General features: G+C 46.8%; 16 protein-coding genes. 12 read left to right on the top strand and 4 right to left on the bottom strand.

What is annotated here, in order from left to right; genetic code table 11:
- The first annotated feature begins 54 nt into the window (after positions 1-54).
- From lpxK to ACTTHR_RS00715, 4 genes are read left to right on the top strand one after another with little or no spacing between them, the layout of a single operon-like run.
- Positions 55-1,131 carry a tetraacyldisaccharide 4'-kinase gene (gene lpxK / locus ACTTHR_RS00730; RefSeq protein ID WP_442604824.1) on the top strand — a complete coding sequence of 359 codons (1,077 nt, stop codon included), beginning with the start codon at positions 55-57 and terminating at the stop codon, positions 1,129-1,131.
- A 32-nt stretch (positions 1,132-1,163) separates the two neighbouring features.
- On the top strand, positions 1,164-2,219 hold the full coding sequence (thiL, locus tag ACTTHR_RS00725; RefSeq protein WP_442604823.1) for a thiamine-phosphate kinase: 1,056 nt from the start codon (positions 1,164-1,166) through the stop codon (positions 2,217-2,219).
- A 15-nt stretch (positions 2,220-2,234) separates the two neighbouring features.
- A complete protein-coding gene (locus ACTTHR_RS00720; RefSeq protein WP_004334249.1) occupies positions 2,235-3,005 on the top strand; it encodes an MlaE family ABC transporter permease in 771 nt (256 codons plus the stop codon).
- Positions 3,006-3,011: 6 nt separating this feature from the next.
- Entirely contained in the window at positions 3,012-3,728 is a 717-nt protein-coding gene (locus ACTTHR_RS00715) for an ABC transporter ATP-binding protein (protein ID WP_276772888.1), read from the top strand.
- Between the two features lie 326 nt (positions 3,729-4,054).
- Here ACTTHR_RS00715 and ACTTHR_RS00710 read toward each other — a convergent pair whose 3' ends face one another.
- The 4 genes from ACTTHR_RS00710 to ACTTHR_RS00695 all read right to left on the bottom strand — a co-directional run bounded on the left by ACTTHR_RS00710 (position 4,055) and on the right by ACTTHR_RS00695 (position 8,574).
- Positions 4,055-4,600 carry a DUF1697 domain-containing protein gene (locus tag ACTTHR_RS00710; RefSeq protein WP_442604822.1) on the bottom strand — a complete coding sequence of 182 codons (546 nt, stop codon included), beginning with the start codon at positions 4,598-4,600 and terminating at the stop codon, positions 4,055-4,057.
- Between the two features lie 152 nt (positions 4,601-4,752).
- Positions 4,753-5,226: a cytidine deaminase gene (cdd, locus tag ACTTHR_RS00705; protein ID WP_442604821.1), complete on the bottom strand. Its 474-nt coding sequence runs from the start codon at positions 5,224-5,226 to the stop codon at positions 4,753-4,755.
- Between the two features lie 12 nt (positions 5,227-5,238).
- The gene (locus tag ACTTHR_RS00700; RefSeq protein WP_442604820.1) at positions 5,239-6,921 is read right to left on the bottom strand and encodes an OmpP1/FadL family transporter; all 1,683 of its coding nucleotides are present in this window, start codon (positions 6,919-6,921) and stop codon (positions 5,239-5,241) included.
- 57 nt (positions 6,922-6,978) lie between these two features.
- A complete protein-coding gene (locus ACTTHR_RS00695; RefSeq protein ID WP_442604819.1) occupies positions 6,979-8,574 on the bottom strand; it encodes a hypothetical protein in 1,596 nt (531 codons plus the stop codon).
- Positions 8,575-9,085: 511 nt separating this feature from the next.
- On the opposite strand from ACTTHR_RS00695, the gene ACTTHR_RS00690 reads away from it, so the two are divergent.
- The 8 genes from ACTTHR_RS00690 to ACTTHR_RS00655 are packed head-to-tail and all read left to right on the top strand — an operon-like array spanning position 9,086 to position 18,888.
- A complete protein-coding gene (locus ACTTHR_RS00690) occupies positions 9,086-10,642 on the top strand; it encodes a glycine--tRNA ligase (protein WP_442604818.1) in 1,557 nt (518 codons plus the stop codon).
- Positions 10,635-11,189 carry an FKBP-type peptidyl-prolyl cis-trans isomerase gene (locus ACTTHR_RS00685; protein ID WP_311140187.1) on the top strand — a complete coding sequence of 185 codons (555 nt, stop codon included), beginning with the start codon at positions 10,635-10,637 and terminating at the stop codon, positions 11,187-11,189. The genes ACTTHR_RS00690 and ACTTHR_RS00685 overlap by 8 nt, the downstream gene beginning before the upstream one ends.
- Positions 11,190-11,236: 47 nt before the next feature.
- Positions 11,237-12,016 (top strand): 5'/3'-nucleotidase SurE, encoded by a 780-nt coding sequence (gene surE, locus ACTTHR_RS00680; protein WP_442604817.1) that lies wholly within the window; start codon positions 11,237-11,239, stop codon positions 12,014-12,016.
- A 15-nt stretch (positions 12,017-12,031) separates the two neighbouring features.
- Entirely contained in the window at positions 12,032-13,177 is a 1,146-nt protein-coding gene (gene lpxB / locus ACTTHR_RS00675; protein ID WP_442604816.1) for a lipid-A-disaccharide synthase, read from the top strand.
- Between the two features lie 26 nt (positions 13,178-13,203).
- Entirely contained in the window at positions 13,204-14,991 is a 1,788-nt protein-coding gene (gene lepA / locus ACTTHR_RS00670) for a translation elongation factor 4 (RefSeq protein WP_004334342.1), read from the top strand.
- A 32-nt stretch (positions 14,992-15,023) separates the two neighbouring features.
- Positions 15,024-16,517, top strand: a complete 1,494-nt coding sequence (dnaB, locus tag ACTTHR_RS00665) for a replicative DNA helicase (protein WP_004334062.1) — start codon at positions 15,024-15,026, stop codon at positions 16,515-16,517.
- Positions 16,518-16,526: 9 nt separating this feature from the next.
- Positions 16,527-17,864, top strand: coding sequence for a tRNA (N(6)-L-threonylcarbamoyladenosine(37)-C(2))-methylthiotransferase MtaB (gene mtaB / locus ACTTHR_RS00660; RefSeq protein ID WP_442604815.1), 1,338 nt, complete (start codon positions 16,527-16,529; stop codon positions 17,862-17,864).
- Positions 17,865-17,871: 7 nt separating this feature from the next.
- A complete protein-coding gene (locus ACTTHR_RS00655; protein ID WP_442604814.1) occupies positions 17,872-18,888 on the top strand; it encodes a glycosyltransferase family 2 protein in 1,017 nt (338 codons plus the stop codon).
- Positions 18,889-18,912: the final 24 nt, after the last annotated feature.

The following is an 18,912-nucleotide window of genomic DNA, read 5'->3' as shown; positions in this document are numbered from 1 at the left end:
ATCTAGCGTTGGTCTCTTCCCCTCTTGCCCATGAGGTAGCGCGAAACGTATGAAATGAAACCCGTTGGCACATCCCCTTGGCTCGCCCCGGCTGCTGCACTCTATGGTGCAGGAGTGAGGCTACGCAACTGGCTCTACGACCGTAATATACTTTCCGGTAAGAGCTTCCCTATCCCTATTATCTGTGTAGGGAATTTGGCTGTTGGGGGAACGGGCAAAACTCCTCTAGTGGAGTATCTAATAGAAACACTCCAAAACGACTACAGAATTGCCGTCGTAAGCCGAGGATACAAACGAGCCTCCAAAGGGTTAATACACGCAACTCCTGAGTCTACAGCACGTGAGATAGGAGATGAACCGAGGCAAATACTCCGCAAATACCCCCATATTACAATGGTTGTGGAGGGGAATAGGAATCGAGCCATTGAGTACATTATGACTCTTCCTGAAGGGGAACGCCCACAAGTTATCCTTCTAGATGATGGGTTCCAACACAGAGCGACAAAAGCTTCTCTAAGTCTATTACTCACAGATTGTCAGCATCCATTTATGAGTGATAGGCTACTACCGGCAGGGAGACTTCGCGAACCTATAAAGGGGAGACTTCGTGCGGATGCCGTAGTGATAACACGATGCCCTAAGGATATGTCTCCCATGGATCAGCGCATTATGGAGCGGAACCTATCACTTTATTCTAATCAGACAGTCTATTTTTCGACGATTCAATATGGTCAGTTGTCTCCTCTATTCCCAGAAGAGGCAATACCCCAACTGATCCAAGAAACTCATACAGCACGTGTTATCGCCATTGCAGGTATTGGGCAACCTGAGCTTTTCTTTAGAGAATTGTCTCGTAGATTCTCTCAAGTAGAGACTCATACTTATGCAGATCACCACGTATTTTCTCCCCGAGAGATCGCACAAATGGAAACATGGCTGCGCTCTTCTTGCGATTTCATCATTATGACAGAAAAGGATGCCATGCGCCTAGAGGGTGGAGATTACAAGCTCTCCCCTCTTCTCCGGCAACGGATTTACTACCTTCCCATCCGAACTCTATTTTTGGGACGTAGTGCAGAGCGGCTGCAAGAATTACTGCACACCACGCTACGAAAGTACTATCCCAGATAAATCACTTCCAACACTTACTACATCTTACGTATATGCCAACTCCTATTGCAGAATTGGGCGAGTTTGCCCTGATCGATAGACTAACCCTCCAACACCAAACAACCCAATCTTCTACCCTCAAAGGCGTAGGGGATGATGCCGCTGTACTCTGTGCCCCTGAAGGACAAGTGCAAGTGGTAACAACAGATTTACTTCTAGAGGGAGTGCATTTCGACCTAACCTACGTGCCCCTCAAACACCTCGGGTATAAAGCCGTAATGGTCAATCTATCTGACGTTTTTGCGATGAATGCAAAACCTGCACAGATAACCGTCTCTATTGGTATATCCTCCAAATTTTCTGTTGAGCAGATCGACGAACTCTACGAAGGTATCTATCTTGCTGCCTCGCGTTTTGGCGTGGATGTAGTGGGTGGTGACACAAGTGCCTCTCTCAATGGACTTGTTATCAGTATCACGGCTCTCGGCTATGCTCGCCCAGAGGAGGTTGTGTATCGTAGTGGAGCTAAGCCCACAGACCTCATTTGTGTATCGGGGAACTTGGGTGCTGCCTATATGGGATTGATGCTCCTAGAGCGTGAAAAGCGTGTGTTTGAAACGGATCCAACGCCCTACTTCACGCCAGATTTCGATGGTAGAGAATACCTCATAGAACGCCAATTGAAACCCGAAGCTCGAGGGGATGTGATCTCTACACTACTTTCCCACGGCATACGACCCACGGCCATGTTGGATATATCGGATGGTCTCTCTAGCGAACTTCTTCACCTCGCACAAGCCAGCCATGTGGGTATCAGACTCTACGAAGAGCGAATCCCCATAGATCACGAAACATTTGCTGCGGCAGAAGATCTGCACCTCTCCCCGATTGCCGTTGCTCTCAATGGTGGTGAAGATTATGAACTCCTATTCACCGTTCCCCTATCCTATGCCGATCAGATCCGAACGATCCCCGGAGTGCATATCATCGGACATACAACAGAAGCCGACGAGGGATGCCATCTCATTACCGGAGACGGATCGCTCTCGCCCCTAGAAGCTCAGGGATGGAACGCCCAACAAAAACTCCAAGAAAACTCTCAAAAATAACTCCTCACACCAACAATGATCAAAACAAAAAGGCTGGGAAAATTCACCGCTTCCTTCCGAACGATTGGAGAATATACCCTATTGATGCGACAGGTGTTTAGTCGCCCTGCTCGCTGGAGCATGTTTTTCAAGCAACTGGTACGAGAGATTGCAAAGATTGGACTAGACTCCATTCTCATTGTGATGATCATCTCTTTCTTTATTGGTACGGTTATTACCATACAGCTTGCCATCAACATTAGCTCCCCTATGATCCCTCGCTTTACGATTGGCTACTCTACAAGAGAGATCGTATTGCTAGAGTTTTCGTCCTCCATTATGTGTCTAATCCTGGCGGGAAAGATCGGTTCGAGTATAGCATCCGAACTCGGGACTATGAGGGTCACAGAGCAAATTGATGCTCTAGAGGTAATGGGCATTAACTCGGCTAATTTCTTGATTCTCCCCAAGATTATAGGGCTTCTGCTCTTTATCCCCGTACTCTCTATTATCAGTATGGCCACGGCTATTGGGGGTGGATTCTTAGCAACCTGGCTAACCCCCTCACTCACGGCAGAAGACTTTGAGTACGGTATGCAGCTCTACTTCAATCCCTACAACGTACTCTACTCTGTCATCAAAAGTCTTGTATATGCCTTCATTATCACCTCCGGCTCTAGTTACTTCGGCTATAATGTAAAGGGGGGTGCCTTAGGAGTAGGGGTAGCGAGTACCAATGCTGTGGTAACAAGCAGCGTACTCATCCTCTTAGCCGATGTGTTACTCACTAATCTCTTGCTCATCTAACGGACTATGATAGAAGTAAAGAATCTTGTCAAAGAGTTTGAGGATAAGCAAGTCCTCAAGGGTATCTCTACTGTCTTTAAGAGTGCCACCACCAACCTTATCATCGGGAAAAGTGGGGCGGGTAAGACTGTATTGCTGAAGTCTCTCATCGGACTAGTTACCCCCACTAGTGGAGAAATTCTTTTTGATGGGGAGGGCATTCTTCAGTTCGATAAGGAGAAGAGAAAGCAACTCTACCGCAAGATGGGGGTGATGTTTCAAGGGTCGGCACTATTCGATAGCATGACTGTGTTGGAGAACGTACAGTTCCCCTTAGATATGTTCCTCCGCAAGCCTCTCAAAACTCGCCGATCCATTGCCCAAGAATACCTCAAGAAAGTGGGGTTAGCAGATGCTGCTGCCAAATATCCCTCTGAGATAAGCGGTGGTATGATGAAGCGTGCTGCTATTGCTCGTGCCTTGGTAACAAGACCCAAATACCTCTTTTGTGATGAACCCAACTCGGGGCTAGACCCTAAGACCGGCGGGCAAATAGACCAACTCATCCATGACCTGACCAAAGAGTTCGAGGTAACGACTATCATCAATACGCACGACATGAACTCGGTACACAACATCGGTGAGAATATCATATTCCTCTACCGTGGAGAGAAAAACTGGGAGGGCTCTGCCAGCGATATCGAGAAGACGGGGACACCCGAACTAAAGCGGTTTATCTTGTAACCACCCTGAAGGAAGCAGGAGAACAAATAGGCTCGGGAGGGTAGCTCCGGACCGAGTCGAAAAGACGTAAGAAAAGGGTCGACACTTGTGATAAAAGTGCCGGCCCTTTCTTGTCAAAAGGAAGCTCTCTCTGGAGGACCTATTACAATGGTAATTAGCTTGTCGCAAAAAGCTAATGAGCTTTTGTCAAATTCCTAATGAGCTTTTGTCAAATTCCTAATGAGCTTTTCGGAAAAAGCTAATGAGCTTTTGCCAGATTCCTAATGAGCTTTCAGGAAAAAGCCATTTGCAGCTTAATTTACACCGCTATATAGCTTGATTACCGGCTATTCCTTTTCTTCAAGAATCTCCGCTATCTTTTCATACGTCTTCCCATTTCGGATTGTAATGTACTTATAGAAATCTTGTTTCATCAGTTTCCTATGATATGTGGTTTTCAGGTATTCAGCCTCATCATACTTTCCCCAAAATATCGCATTTCTACCAACATAAACTATCTCGTTGCAAAATTCTGATTGGGTTATAAAATCTACAATGACTGATTTTTCAACTTGATTGGGAATAAAAAGGACATCCTTTCTTGCTAAATCTTCCCCCCACCAACTAGGTAAATCCGCTCTTTCTTCTAAATAATCTTCCTTGCTAATCAGAGCAAAAGGAATGGGAAAGTCATAATTTCTTTCTAATACATCTGCTATCTTTGAGATGCAACTTTCAAGACTTTGAACACTTTTGAAAAACAAATTTCCACTATTGATGTACGAATCAACACCCTCAAATCCCTCATCTGAAAGTGTTTTTTTCAAATCACTCATGGAGACTTTGTGTTTTCCGCCCACATTGATACCTCGCAATAAAAGTATATATACCATACAACTCATTCTCTAAAAGATTTCTTACCAATCATATTCTCTTTCCATTGTTGTTTAAGTAGAAAAACAATAGACCCTATCGATAGAAAAAGGTTGGCCTCTCAAAAGGGAAAGAGAAGCCAACCTTTTCAGTATGGTTCTAGGTTCTATATCTATTCAGGCAGGTCACTGCCATCGAAAGCAAAGGGCAAGAGTCCTCTATTGTCGTGGAGTACGAGGGCTTGTTCTTTGCCTACCATAATCACCTTAAAAGGCTTCTGGTGCCTACTACTCGTCTCCATAAGCACTTGGCGACATGCTCCACAAGGCGTTATGCTCTCTACTCTATCTTCTTCACTAAAGGCCACCAACAATAGGATCTCCACAGCCTCATTGGGATACTGCGCTCCGGCTGCGAAAAGAGCCGTACGCTCAGCACACAAGCCCGAGGGATAGGCGGCATTTTCTTGATTACTCCCCACTACGACCACGCCATTAGAGAGCAGAAGAGCGGCTCCTACGCGAAAGCGGCTATAAGGGGCATAGGCATTACGAGCAGCCTCTACGGCAGCCTCCTCCAAACGAAGGAGCGTGGCATCGAAGTCTTTTCGTTGGATTCGTTCGTAAGGGATAGATAGTGTGTGCATTGTTATAGAGAATCAGAATTTATAACCAAAGGTGATTGTTGCACGAATATTGCTGTTTGAGAGCTTTATTGCATTGGGGGTAGAGAATACATCTTTCTTGAGAGGAGCTCCACTACGATCTGACAACATCGGGAATGCGTAAACATAACTATTATTCTGTGCTCGTACTAAAGAAGCATCTATATAGAAGTCTCTAGAGAAGCGATACCCTACCCCTCCACCAAAGATCCATTGGGTCTTTTGAATGGTATAGTGTGGGAGTGTACCTGCTACAAGCATCGGAGTTTGGCTACTGCCCTCGAAGGTGGTAAGTCCATTCCCAGGCTTCATAGGAGTGGTAGAATAAGCCCATCCCAAACGCAGACTGAGCGCAGGCAATACGCGCACTTCGCCCCCTACACGCACGGTATGTTGCGATCCGTAATGAGATTCAATGGCCCTATTATCCGAACTAGCCGAGACTGACCCCGGGAACTTAAGACGCATCATACTGTAGGGCATCAAGTCATAATCCACACTGATGAGAGCTCTATTGCCAAAGGTATAGGCGAGCCCCACTACAAATCTACTGGGAGTGGTAACAGAATAGGCATTGCTCCCCTTAGGTGTTTTCCCTTCGAAGCTGTACACCTTCTTTATATTCTTCCCATCATCAGTTAGTGAAGTATAGCGAGTTCTTGCCGTAGCATAGTAGCGATCTTCCAGAGAAAGCCAAGTGGGAGAATGGTAGGCAAGACCGATTCGTAATCCATCGGTAGGGCGCAATATTGTACCAATACTGAGTCCAAAACCGCTCCCTGTGGTAGCTAATTCGTTGTAAAGCTGAAGGTAGTCATCGTATGAAAAGTCTTCGCCGTAGGTAGATGCAAGTTGCTTCTCTACAGAAGTGTACTTGAGTGATGCACCCAGATAGTAACGATCTCCCCAGTTGTAGCCGAAGTTGAAGTCGTAGGCATTCACAGCCCCCCTCTCCTGCATCTGTAAGGTAGCACGTTTGGGACCAAAGGGAACCTTAGAACCCGATCCATCGGGGTAATAGAAGTTAGTAGTATAAGGGCCTGCTCCTCCAGCACCCGGATTGATGAAAGCGGCCTCATAACCAAGAATCGTCATCCACGAAGCATTGGCGTTGTAGAGTCCACCTTTTTGAGGGTCGTAGAAACTATCGTAGCGGAGGTCATCGGGAGTAATCATTGCAGTATAGTCTGCAATAGAAAAGGGAATTCCCTTGACACCATTATAGTCGAGAAGAGTGCCCTTAGGATTCGTTTCTGCTTCGAAATCTCGATCGTACCTAACTACTCTATTGCGACTAATACCAAACGAAAATCCATTGCCCGTAGAGGGGTTATAGTAAGAAGAAATAAAGCCTATCTGGGGAATTTTTACGTTACTAGTACTATGTTTTAATTCTTGATTGTACCAAGATGCCGTTGTAGCACGGTTCGAAAACCCGAAGGACATCGCCATTTCCGATCTGTGAAAGACGGCTCCACCTGCGGGGTTTTGGGATATAGAGGAGAGATCTCCCCCTAAGGCAGCAAACGCTCCCCCCATAGCTTGAAAACGAGCCGACCCGTCTATTTCAGTTCTACTTAGAGAAAAAGCATCCGTCTCACTCTGTGCATAGACCGAGCCCACCCCCACAAGAGAGCAAGCCACGATCCCCAAATACATTTTCAAAAGTCCATTCATGATCTATAATAATTGCATTGGTGTTTATCTATTTCTGCGGATATATCCTCCCAATTCTTAGCGACGTCCTCGAGAAGTTGTTGACGAAGAACCTCCTCCATCATAGCTACCGCGCGAAGAGCTGCTCCCACTACTCTGTGAAGAAGAGCCTGAGTCAAACGAACGGTGCTGCTGTATGGTTTGCTGCGAAGAAGAGGTACTGCGTCTTGGCTCCGAAGGAGTATCGTAAGTGCCTCTACGCTGAGGTTGGTAAGACTCGTATTGGCTTCTCTGCGAACGAGAGGGCACTTCTCTTTGCTCTATACGTTGCTGTGAGCGGTCTATCCGTTGGGGTGTTGTTCCTTCGTATGAACCGCGACGCGCGGGGCGTTCGGTAATACCTTCGGTACGACGGCGCATTGGCTCATCCGTGGATACGCGCGAATTGTTCGTGCGAGAGTCTTCTCCATAAGAACCACGAGCGTTGCCTGAGCGAGAGGGACGATACTCTCTAGGATTATAGGAAGTATTATCCGTTACACGATTGGCGTTTTCTGTCCAATAATTACCTCGTGTTTCGTTTACCGCTTCTAAGCGACGAGCCTCACGATCGGAGAGCTGCTGATTTACAGAAGAAGCTGTAGTCACTGAGCCTCCGTTATTGCGAGAGCTATTACCTGCAGCCCCGTAATATTCGTTATTGCGACGACCATTGGGAGTTCGATTTACAGAGTGGTAATAGGAGCCAACATAGGGGTCATAGCCATAACTACCATAATATCCGCTATAATAACCATCTATAAATCCCTGGTGATAGCCATTGTGCCAAGCATAGTAGGGGTTGCTATAGTAGTCCCAAGCTGAGCCCCAACCCCAGCCCCAAGAGCTGTATCCCCACCAACCATACCTGCGGTAGCGAGGGTAAGAAGGCCCATACCATACATAATACCAGTAAGGATCGCCATACCAAGGCGAGTACCAAGAATAATACCCTGGGTAATACCCTGAATAGTAACCGGGATAGCCCCCATAGTAATTGGAGCCACAACCATAGCCACAATTACCGCAACCGACTCCGAAGTAGATGTTCACATCTCCACCTCCGTAGTAGGAGCATTGATCACAATTGTAGCCACAACCGTAGTAATCTTCGTCCGTGTATATGACAATACTATTCCCTCTTTGTACAACAATGGTAGAGGGGTCATGGAAGCGTGCAATACGATCGGTATAACGGCCCCGTGAGGAGCGTGGGCGAGTTTTGTAGTCACCTCCTCTTTCTCTAGAGGCATATTGCTTTGAGGTATTGTTCCCTCTCCTTACAGAACGCCTAGAAAGAGAGTCGTTTGCATTCCCCCTCCGGTTGTAGGCGTCAATATCTCGGTCGGAAGGATCATCGTAATAGTCCTCTTGGTCATATTCATCCTCGTAATTGTCGTACGCATAGCGAGAGTTTTCTCTATTGGCACGAGCCCACTCTTCTTCGCGTTGCCTACGCTCTCTCGCAAGTCTCTCACGTTCTGCTTTTTCGCGAGCTGAGATCGCCTTACGCTGCTCCTGCACCTGCTTCTGATTGTTGTAGATATCATCAAAATCCCAATCATTCTGAGCAGATGCCGAGGTTATTCCCAAAACTGCTATCCCCATGAGGATTAGCCATCTGTTTCGTTTCATAGTCCTTATAATTAAAGTGTTGATGTTATTCTTTTTGCTCAATAGAAGCCCTCCCGCACGGAGAACCGGAGATATTCATTCTATCTCTCTATACTCTCTAGTATTAGACAGCTTCGTAGCACCAATGTTTAAATATGCCAGACCACTATCCGCGGGTAAAGATACACAAATCCCGCAACTAGAAGACACAATGCGCCCAAAGAAGAAAAAAAGACAGGCTGATAATGAATTTCATATTGGCTAGAAATAGAAACTTTTCTGGGCAGAACTCTCCCCTCTTACTGGCTGAAAAACATTTTGCTACAGGCCTAAATCCGAAAAAATTCTACCCAGTCTCTTTTTCTGTTTTCACAGCACATCTGATGTTTATACCAGGCACCTGCCATCTGCTGCAAAATGATTACTTTTGCAGGCAGCACTCTTGTTTTTTGCCTCTCTCTAGAGCGAGAAAAACAGAGGAGCGGAAGATTTTTATAGACAATAAATACACTCATAAAATAGAATAGGATAAATGGCTCAAGAAGATCTTTTCAAGAAAATAGTATCCCACTGCAAAGAATATGGATTTGTATTCCCCTCTTCGGAGATTTACGACGGGCTGGGAGCAGTGTATGACTATGGGCAATATGGCGTTGAGCTGAAGAATAACATAAAAGCCTTTTGGTGGAAGAGTATGACTCTATTGCATGAAAATGTAGTGGGGATAGACTCAGCCATATTTATGCATCCCAAGATTTGGCAAGCCTCAGGGCATGTGGATGCTTTTAACGACCCCCTTATCGACAATAAGGACTCGAAAAAACGCTATCGTGCCGATATCTTGATCGAGGATTATCTCGCCAAACTTGACGAAAAAATAGACAAGGAAGTTGCAAAAGCTGCAAAGCGTTTTGGAGAATCTTTTGATGCTGCACTCTATCGCGAAACCAATCCCAGAGTACAGGGCTATCTAGCCGAGAAAAACGAAACACTAGAGCGATTCTCCAAAGCACTCAACGACAACGATCTTGAGGCAATCCGCACCATCATCATAGACAAAAATATTGTTTGCCCCATTAGTGGCACCTGTAATTGGACAGAAGTACGCCAATTCAATTTGATGTTTGCCACAGAAATGGGCTCTACGGCAGATGGTGCCTCAAAAATCTATCTGCGGCCGGAGACGGCTCAAGGGATCTTTGTTAACTACCTCAATGTGCAGAAAACAGGGCGTATGAAGCTCCCCTTTGGGATTGCCCAAATAGGGAAAGCCTTCCGCAATGAGATTGTGGCCCGTCAATTTATCTTCCGTATGCGTGAGTTTGAGCAGATGGAAATGCAGTTCTTTGTAGCTCCCGGTGAAGAGATGAAGTGGTTTGAGTACTGGAAAAAGACACGTATGGCATTCCACAAATCACTCGGACTGGGCGACAACAAATATCGATATCACGACCACGAGAAGCTAGCGCACTACGCCAATGCAGCTACAGATATTGAGTACGAAATGCCATTCGGATTCAAAGAAGTAGAAGGAATTCATAGCCGTACCAACTACGATTTAAGCCGTCACGAGGAGTTCAGCGGAAAGAAACTCCGCTACTTCGATCCTCAAACAGGAGAGAGCTATATACCCTACGTAGTGGAAACCTCTATCGGGGTAGACCGCCTATTCCTCAGCTTGATGTGTGGTGCTTACTGCGAAGAGCCTACAGAAAATGGTGAGATGCGCATCGTACTACGCCTCCCAGCGGCCCTAGCTCCCATCAAACTCGCTGTACTCCCACTCGTACGCAAAGATGGTTTGGACGAAAAGGCACGCGAAGTGGTACGTGAGCTTCGCTTCGACTTTACTTGTCAATACGACGAAAAAGACTCCATCGGGAAGCGTTATCGTCGTCAAGATGCCATAGGTACCCCCTATTGTATCACTATTGACAATCAAACAATGGAGGACAATACTGTTACCATCCGAGAACGCGACACGATGGAGCAGCACAGAGTTGCTATAACAGATCTCCGCAAAGAAATCGCCCAAAAGGTGGATATGGGGACTTTACTACGGAAAATAGCTTGTGACAGCCATGAATAAGAGAATATTTCCAATCTTGATAGTTGTTGCCACTTTGATGGCAGCACTGCTACCTGCATGCCAGAGCTCAGTAGACTCCTCTGAGGAGTGGCGTCGCCGTAACGAAAAGGCCTTTGCAGACTATGAGAGCAAAAGTGAGTATAAAAAGGTTACGACAGATGGCTCTCTTCCCTACGTCTTTATGAAGACCAAGACCAAAGGCACCGGTACAGAGCATCCTATATCCACCTCGCGTGTGATTATCCACTATGCTATGTACCTCCTTGTTTCTACATCGTCTACAGGTACAGCGCCCTTGGATGGTAACTTTGATCAAGAACAGGGGTTACGCCTTTCACTCAATAGAGGAGAGAAACAAAGGGCGATTGCAGGTATGCAAATTGCACTCCAAAATATGGTAGTAGGAGATCATACCGAGGTGATTATCCCTTGGTATCTAGCCTATGGTGCTAAAACTACTAAATCACAGAACATTAACATCCCAGGTTACTCAGCTTTGAGGTACGAGATTCGTCTTGATAGCATCGTACCTGAATCTGCTGAATAACTCTCCCAAGAGGTAGTCTATATTATTTGCAATCCAACTAGATATTAATGGTATCCAGACCCCATATTCTTATATCTAACGACGATGGTATTCACGCCCCCGGCATAGCAGCCCTGAGCACTATGCTTCGCACAATTGGGGATGTTACCGTTGTTGCCCCAGAGGGAGCGAGATCGGGAGCTTCGTCTCAAATCACCTCTTCCCTGCCCTTGAAACTGACCAAGATGGAAGAGGAAGAGGGCTACCGAGTCTATCGCTGTACCGGCACTCCTGCCGATTGTGTAAAGCTAGCTCTTAACGTACTATTCTCAAAAGAATGCCGTCCCGATCTTGTTGTGACCGGAATTAACCATGGGCGTAATGATGGTATCTGTATTGTTTATTCGGGTACCGTTGGGGCAGCTCTAGAGGGCTGTATTGCGGGTATTCCCTCCCTAGCGGTATCGGTCAATGACCACGGAGAGGATGCGGAAATGCGCTATGCCGTAGCCTACACAAGCTCACTAGTCCGTTGGATGCTCTCGAACAAAATACCAACACATACGATGCTCAGCCTCAATCTCCCTAGTACTGCACCCTTGGGATTCAAGGTGGCTCCACAGGCAGTAGGGCGCTTTAGAGACGAATTCTTAGAGAGCACAAATGGATCCGGGGGACGAGTATACTGGATGGTAGGAAGCCAAGTAAAAACAGAGGATGAACCCAATACGGACTGGGATCTCTTGGAGGAAGGGTATGCAACCCTCACGCCTATCCGTATTGACATGACCGATAGGAATTTCTTGCCTCAGCTCCATGAGGCATTTCGCGATGGTCTCCCCGAATAAAATCACATCCCCACGATGCGATATTTCTTGATAGCAGGAGAGGCTTCGGGAGACCTTCATGGTGCTCACCTCATCAGAGCCATAAAAGCTGAAGATCCTTCGGCTACATTCGCATTTATGGGCGGAGATCAGATGGCCTACGAAGCGGGGAGACGACCTATTGTCCATTATAGTAAGGTTGCCTTTATGGGGTTTATTTCAGTTTTGAGGCATCTCCCCGAGATTCGCTCTGCAGCTCATCTCGTACAGCAAGAGATCAAGGATTTCGATCCACATGTTGTAATACCCATCGACTACTCCGGGTTCAACTTTCGTTACATTCTCCCTTTTGCGGACAAGGCATTGCCCCGCACTTCCGTCTTTTACTACATCCCTCCCAAAGTGTGGGCTTGGAAGAAAAGGCGTACAAAGAAGCTCCGTACCCTTTGTACACAAGTGCTGAGCATCCTCCCCTTTGAGGAGGAATTTTTGATTCGCCACAAAGTCAATGCCTACTATGTAGGTAATCCGTGTGTAGACGCAGTGGGAAAGTATTGGGATACGTGGGGCGACCCACAAGCAAAAGTAGACCTACTCGATAAAACACCTCAACTCACAATAGAGCATCCGATTGTAGCAATACTCGCAGGGAGCAGACGTGCAGAGATAAAACAAAATCTGCCTCTTATGCTCTCCACCCTACGGACTTATTACCCAGAGTATCAATGCGTCATAGCAGGAGCCCCAGGCATTGAGGTAGAGTTTTATACCCCACTCATCCAAGGACATAAGGCAGAAGTCCTTTTGGGACAGACCTATAGCATCTTGGCAGCAGCAGATTTTGCCCTTGTAACATCGGGCACCGCTACCCTAGAGACGGCACTCATCGGGACTCCTCAGATAGTCTGTTACCGAAGCATCGGATCTCCTCTTGTCAATTGGGCTTTTTCGCGCTTGCCTATCTCCTACTTCTCTCTGGTAAATCTCATATTAGACACCCCTCTACTAGAAGAGCTACTTGCGGCCAAAGCAACTCCTGAGCATCTCCATAGTGCTATTGAGCGACTTCTAGCCTCAACACAACAGATCTCAGAAGGCTACGCACGCCTACGTTCCCAGCTCGGACGTGTGCCGGCTGCTCGCACTGCTGCCCAAGTTATCACTCGCTCTATCATTCATTAGTAACAAAGACATCACGCTATCTTTCGATGAAGAATATCCGCAATTTTTGCATTATTGCCCATATCGACCACGGTAAAAGTACCTTGGCAGACCGTCTTCTTGAGTATACAAAGACCGTATCCGGCAAGGACCTTCAAGCTCAAGTACTCGACAATATGGACTTGGAGCGCGAGAGGGGTATCACCATTAAGAGCCATGCCATACAGATGGAGTACGAAGAGGGAGGAGAAAAATACATCCTCAATCTGATAGATACTCCGGGACACGTGGACTTTAGTTACGAGGTCTCAAGATCTATTGCCGCCTGCGAGGGTGCTCTCTTGGTGGTAGATGCAACTCAGGGGATCCAGGCTCAAACCATCTCCAATCTATACATGGCGATAGAGAATGACCTGACCATTATCCCTATTATCAATAAGTGTGACCTAGCGAGTGCCACTCCCGAGGAAGTAGAGGATCAGATTGTAGATTTGCTAGGGGAATCTGCCGAAAACATCATACGAGCAAGCGGCAAGACCGGCATGGGAGTTGAGGCTATTCTTCATGCCATTGTAGAGCAAGTCCCCCCTCCAAAGGGAGACCCGGAAGCCCCCCTTCAGTGCCTTGTTTTCGACTCTGTTTTCAATCCATTCCGAGGAATTATCGCGTACTACAAGGTGGTCAATGGCTCGATCAAGACAGGAGATAAAGTAAAATTTATCGCCACAGGTATGGAGTATGAGGCCGACGAAGTAGGCGTACTCAAATTGGAGATGGCACCCCGTAAAGAGGTAAAAACAGGCGATGTTGGCTACATTATATCAGGGATAAAAACAAGTAAAGAGGTACGAGTGGGCGATACCATCACCCATATAGCGCGCCCGGCTCTGGAGGCGATTGAGGGTTTTGAAGAGGTGAAACCGATGGTATTTGCAGGGGTATATCCTATCGAAACAGAGGATTTCGAAAATCTTCGTACCTCTCTTGAGAAATTGCAACTCAATGACGCCTCCCTTACATTTACCCCTGAGAGCTCGGTAGCATTAGGTTTTGGATTTCGGTGCGGCTTCCTAGGTCTGCTCCATATGGAGATTGTACAGGATAGGCTTGACCGAGAGTTCGGCATGAACGTAATAACCACAGTCCCCAACGTTTCTTACCAAGTGTACGACAAGAAGGGGGCAATGAGCGAAGTGCATAACCCTTCCGGCCTGCCAGATCCCACCCTAATTGATCATATCGACGAGCCCTATATCCGCGCTACCATCATCACTCAAGCTGCCTATATTGGCCCCATCATATCCCTCTGTATGGATAAGCGAGGCATTCTCATCAAGCAAGAGTTTATATCGGGGAATCGCGTAGAAGTACTCTTTGATATGCCCCTAGGAGAGATTGTTATCGACTTCTACGACAAGCTAAAAAGTATCTCTAGAGGATATGCCTCTTTTGACTATCATATCAGCGACTTCCGCCCATCCAAACTCGTTAAGTTGGATATATTGCTGAACGGAGAACCCGTTGATGCCCTCTCTACCCTAACCCACATAGACAACAGTGTGTCCTTCGGGCGGAGGATGTGCGAAAAGCTCAAAGAACTTATCCCTCGTCAGCAATTCGATATTGCCATACAAGCAGCTATCGGAGCAAAGATCATTGCACGAGAAACGATCAAAGCCGTACGTAAGGACGTAACCGCCAAGTGTTATGGGGGGGACATTTCGCGTAAGAGAAAACTTCTAGAAAAGCAAAAAGAGGGAAAAAAACGAATGAAACAGATTGGTACAGTAGAGGTGCCTCAGAAAGCATTCCTTGCTGTACTCAAACTCGACTAGACCTATAGAAACATAAGGTCGGAGGATCAGATATGGCAAAAAACGACACAAAGGGAAAAAAGAGTAAGGCCTCTTCGAGCCAAAGTGCAGTAACAGCACTGGATGGGCATATACCCCCTCAAGCGGTAGAGCTGGAGCGTGCTGTGCTGGGAGCAATACTACTTCAACCCGGAGTTATGGGCGATGTAGCAACGATTCTTAAGCCGGAGAGCTTTTATGTAAGAGCACACGAAACTATTTTCAGGGTGATTTGGGAGCTCGAAGCGAATCAGAAGCCTATCGACATGCTCACCGTCACAGAAGAACTTCGTCGTACAGATCAGCTCGAGGAGGTAGGTGGAGCCGCCTACATTGCCAACCTTACAACTAGTGTGGGAGCGACTGCCAACGTACTCTATCACGCCCATATCGTTGCCGGCAAAGCCACGAGCCGCAATTTGATTTCCTTTGCCTCCGAAGTTCTCACCAAGGCGTACGAAGATTCTATTGAGTCTGAAGTACAGATGCAAGAGGCCGAAGCGGCTCTTTTTGAACTCTCAAAACAGAATATCCAGCAAGATATTCGCCGAGCCGACTCGCTTCTAGAAGAAACCATATCGGAGATACAAGAGGCCAGAAATATAGGAGATGGTATTAGTGGTATATCCTCCGGCTTCCCTGCGATAGATAAGATGACCGCAGGGTGGCAAAAGTCCGATCTCATTATCATTGCAGCGCGTCCTGCCATGGGTAAGACGGCATTTGTCTTGTCAATGGCCAAGAATATGGCTATCGACCTAGGTATACCGGTAGCTATATTCAACCTCGAAATGAGTGCGAAACAACTTATAAAGCGTCTCATCAGCAACGTATGTGAGATACCGGGAGAGAAGTTAAAGAATGGTCAGATGGAAGCCTATGAATGGACGCAACTCAGTACCAAGCTACGAGATATTCAAGACAAACCTCTCTATATAGACGACACTCCGAGCCTCTCTGTTTTCGAGTTTCGTACCAAAGCTCGCAGGTTAGTACGGGAGCAACATGTAGAGCTTATTATCATAGACTACTTACAGCTGATGAATGCCCAAGGTATGAGCTTTGGTAACCGAGAGCAAGAAGTAAGTACGATATCCCGCTCTCTCAAGATCCTAGCCAAGGAGCTAAACATTCCCATTATAGCCCTTTCTCAGCTCAACCGTACCCTAGAAACACGACAGGGGGACTCCAATAGTAAGAGACCTCAGCTCTCAGACCTTCGTGAGTCCGGAGCCATTGAGCAAGATGCCGATATGGTATGTTTTATCCATCGTCCCGAGGTATACAATATCAAGGTTAACCCCGAAGACAATACATCTACCCAAGGGATGGGCTTCTTCATTATCTCAAAACATCGTAATGGACCTATCGGAGACGTAAAACTCATATTCCGCGGTGAATACACAAAGTTTGCCCCCTACGATAGCGTTAACTTCGTTACCATCGATAGCGGTATCGGAGGAAACTTTTCGCCCATTGCCCTTGATGGGAATTCCGTTCCATTCTAATACCTATCCATGCTTCCAGATACAATGGTATTACAGGGTAAGACAGCTTTGTTTTTCACCTTAGGGTGTAAACTAAACTTTGCAGAGACCTCTACCATAGGTCGGCAATTGCGAGAGTTGGGAGTAGTATTGGCTACGGAGGGCTCCTCTGCCGATATATGTATCATCAATACCTGCAGCGTAACGAGTGCGGCCGATCGCAAAGATCGCACCCTCATCCACCGAGTAGTTCGGGAGAATCCACATGCAGCCGTGGTAGTCATGGGGTGCTATGCCCAACTGAAGGGGGAAGAAATTCTCAACATCCCGGGCGTAAATATAGTAGTGGGGGCTGGCAGAAAAAGTGAAGTCGTAGAGCATCTTATTACTTTCTTCTCCGGAGAAGGGGTGACACCTACCAATAAGCACCACTACGCAGGTGAGCGGATTCATCTACACCGCTTCGAAGAGGGCTGTAGCAGCGACGACAGAACGCGACACTTCCTAAAGGTACAAGATGGCTGTAACTACGGCTGTACCTATTGTACCATCCCCAAGGCTAGAGGGGTAAGTCGCAATGGAAGCATTGCCTCTTTGGTTGCTCAAGCAGAAAGAGTGGCCCAAGAGGGAGGAAAAGAGATTGTACTTACAGGAGTCAATATTGGGGATTTCGGCCGCTCCACAGGCGAACGATTTGTAGACCTAGTGCGGGCCTTGGATCAGGTCGATGGCATAGAACGCTACCGCATTAGCTCTCTAGAGCCCGATCTGCTCTCCGATGAGTTGCTCGAAGTTGTAGCTCAATCAAGAAGCTTTATGCCCCACTGGCACCTACCGCTACAGAGTGGTAGTGATGCCGTACTAGCCCTAATGAAAAGGCGGTACCGCACCCAGCTTTTTTCTGATCGTCTGGCGTGTATCAAAGAAATGATGCCGGAAGCCTTTATTGGTGTGGATGTAATTGTAGGGATGAGAGGCGAAACTCCTGAGTTTTTCGAAGAGAGTCTTGCCTATCTTGAGGGGCAACCTGTAACACAACTCCATGTATTTAGCTATAGTGAACGCAGTGGTACACCTGCTCTATCCATACCTCTCGTAGTATCTCCCGAAGAGAAAAAAGAACGTAGTAAAGCCCTTATCGATCTATCGAATCGTAAGCTAAGCAGTTTTTACAAAGAGCACGAAGGAGAAAAGCGTCCCGTACTTTGGGAGCACTCTTGTGTAGATGGTAAGATGTATGGTTTTACAGACAATTATATCCGACTAGAGCACGAATTTTGCCCCGATATTGCTCTATCAGGAGCTATCACACAAGCCACAATTGGGACGGAAAAAGAGCCGGGTATAGCCTTTTGCTCCCTAGAATGAAAAGATTATGAGCACGGCACCTCTTATCACCATAGGGATCCTCAACTGGAATGGGAGCCATCTGCTCCGTAAGTTCCTCCCCGATGTTGTACGCTGTACGCCTAGTGATAAGGCTTGCATTGTGGTAATTGACAATGGCTCTACAGACGACTCCATTGAGGTCGTGGAGAGGGGATTCCCATCCGTAAAGCTCCTTAAATTCTCAGAGAATTACGGATTTGCAAAGGGCTACAATCAGGCTTTGGCACAATGCGAGACTCCCTATTATTGTTTGCTTAATAGTGATGTAGCCGTGACAGAAGGATGGCTAGATGCTCCTCTTGCTATGCTTGAAGCAAATGCTCGTCTCGCAGCAGTACAACCGAAAATACGAAGCTTTCACCATCCCTCTCAGTTTGAATATGCAGGGGCAGCAGGAGGCTTCATAGATCATCTAGGGTATCCGTTTTGTCGAGGTCGGGTATTCGACACCATAGAGGAGGACAAAGGGCAGTACGATACAGAGGCTTCTATTTTTTGGGCTTCGGGAGCCTGTCTATTTGTTCGCCGTGATGCTTACCTCCAAGTAGGCGGATTAGATGAGCGATTCTTTGCTCATATGGAAGAAATTGACCTCTGCTGGCGATGGCTACGGAGTGGCTACGAAGTGAGATATACCCCCAATAGCACAATATATCATTTGGGTGGTGCCACTCTTAGCACTAGTAATGCTCGCAAGGTGTATCTCAACTTTCGCAACAACCTTCTGATGCTCTATAAAAACCTTCCTAGGAAGCAAGCAAAAAGACTTCTCCCCAAACGTATGCTACTGGATGGGCTATCGGCAGGCATGTATCTAGTCAAAGGAAAATCTCGTTTCGCTTGGGCTATCTACAAAGCTCATAGAGACTTCAGAAAAATGAAACAGCACTACACTCCCCCTCTTGCTGCTCCACCAGTGCAGCTAAGCAGCGTATATCCACACTCTATTGTCTGGCAATACTTCTTCTTGGGCAAGCGACATTTCTCCGACTTAAAGCCCTAAAACGGGAAATTCAACACTACATCA

The organism is Porphyromonas endodontalis, assembly GCF_052173515.1.
Taxonomy (GTDB): Bacteria; Bacteroidota; Bacteroidia; order Bacteroidales; family Porphyromonadaceae; genus Porphyromonas; species Porphyromonas endodontalis_A.
The sequence above is the reverse complement of the archived record's forward strand: the minus strand, read 5'-3'. Positions and strand labels throughout refer to the sequence as shown.

Coding starts and splice junctions, on each gene's coding strand:
- lepA (WP_004334342.1), top strand. CDS start 13,204: ATGAAGAATATCCGCAATTTTTGCATTATTGCCCATATCGACCACGGT.
- ACTTHR_RS00695 (WP_442604819.1), bottom strand. CDS start 8,574: ATGAAACGAAACAGATGGCTAATCCTCATGGGGATAGCAGTTTTGGGA.
- ACTTHR_RS00715 (WP_276772888.1), top strand. CDS start 3,012: ATGATAGAAGTAAAGAATCTTGTCAAAGAGTTTGAGGATAAGCAAGTC.
- ACTTHR_RS00700 (WP_442604820.1), bottom strand. CDS start 6,921: ATGAATGGACTTTTGAAAATGTATTTGGGGATCGTGGCTTGCTCTCTT.
- ACTTHR_RS00655 (WP_442604814.1), top strand. CDS start 17,872: ATGAGCACGGCACCTCTTATCACCATAGGGATCCTCAACTGGAATGGG.
- mtaB (WP_442604815.1), top strand. CDS start 16,527: ATGCTTCCAGATACAATGGTATTACAGGGTAAGACAGCTTTGTTTTTC.
- dnaB (WP_004334062.1), top strand. CDS start 15,024: ATGGCAAAAAACGACACAAAGGGAAAAAAGAGTAAGGCCTCTTCGAGC.
- ACTTHR_RS00720 (WP_004334249.1), top strand. CDS start 2,235: ATGATCAAAACAAAAAGGCTGGGAAAATTCACCGCTTCCTTCCGAACG.
- ACTTHR_RS00690 (WP_442604818.1), top strand. CDS start 9,086: ATGGCTCAAGAAGATCTTTTCAAGAAAATAGTATCCCACTGCAAAGAA.
- lpxK (WP_442604824.1), top strand. CDS start 55: ATGAAACCCGTTGGCACATCCCCTTGGCTCGCCCCGGCTGCTGCACTC.
- thiL (WP_442604823.1), top strand. CDS start 1,164: ATGCCAACTCCTATTGCAGAATTGGGCGAGTTTGCCCTGATCGATAGA.
- surE (WP_442604817.1), top strand. CDS start 11,237: ATGGTATCCAGACCCCATATTCTTATATCTAACGACGATGGTATTCAC.
- lpxB (WP_442604816.1), top strand. CDS start 12,032: ATGCGATATTTCTTGATAGCAGGAGAGGCTTCGGGAGACCTTCATGGT.
- ACTTHR_RS00685 (WP_311140187.1), top strand. CDS start 10,635: ATGAATAAGAGAATATTTCCAATCTTGATAGTTGTTGCCACTTTGATG.
- ACTTHR_RS00710 (WP_442604822.1), bottom strand. CDS start 4,600: ATGGTATATATACTTTTATTGCGAGGTATCAATGTGGGCGGAAAACAC.
- cdd (WP_442604821.1), bottom strand. CDS start 5,226: ATGCACACACTATCTATCCCTTACGAACGAATCCAACGAAAAGACTTC.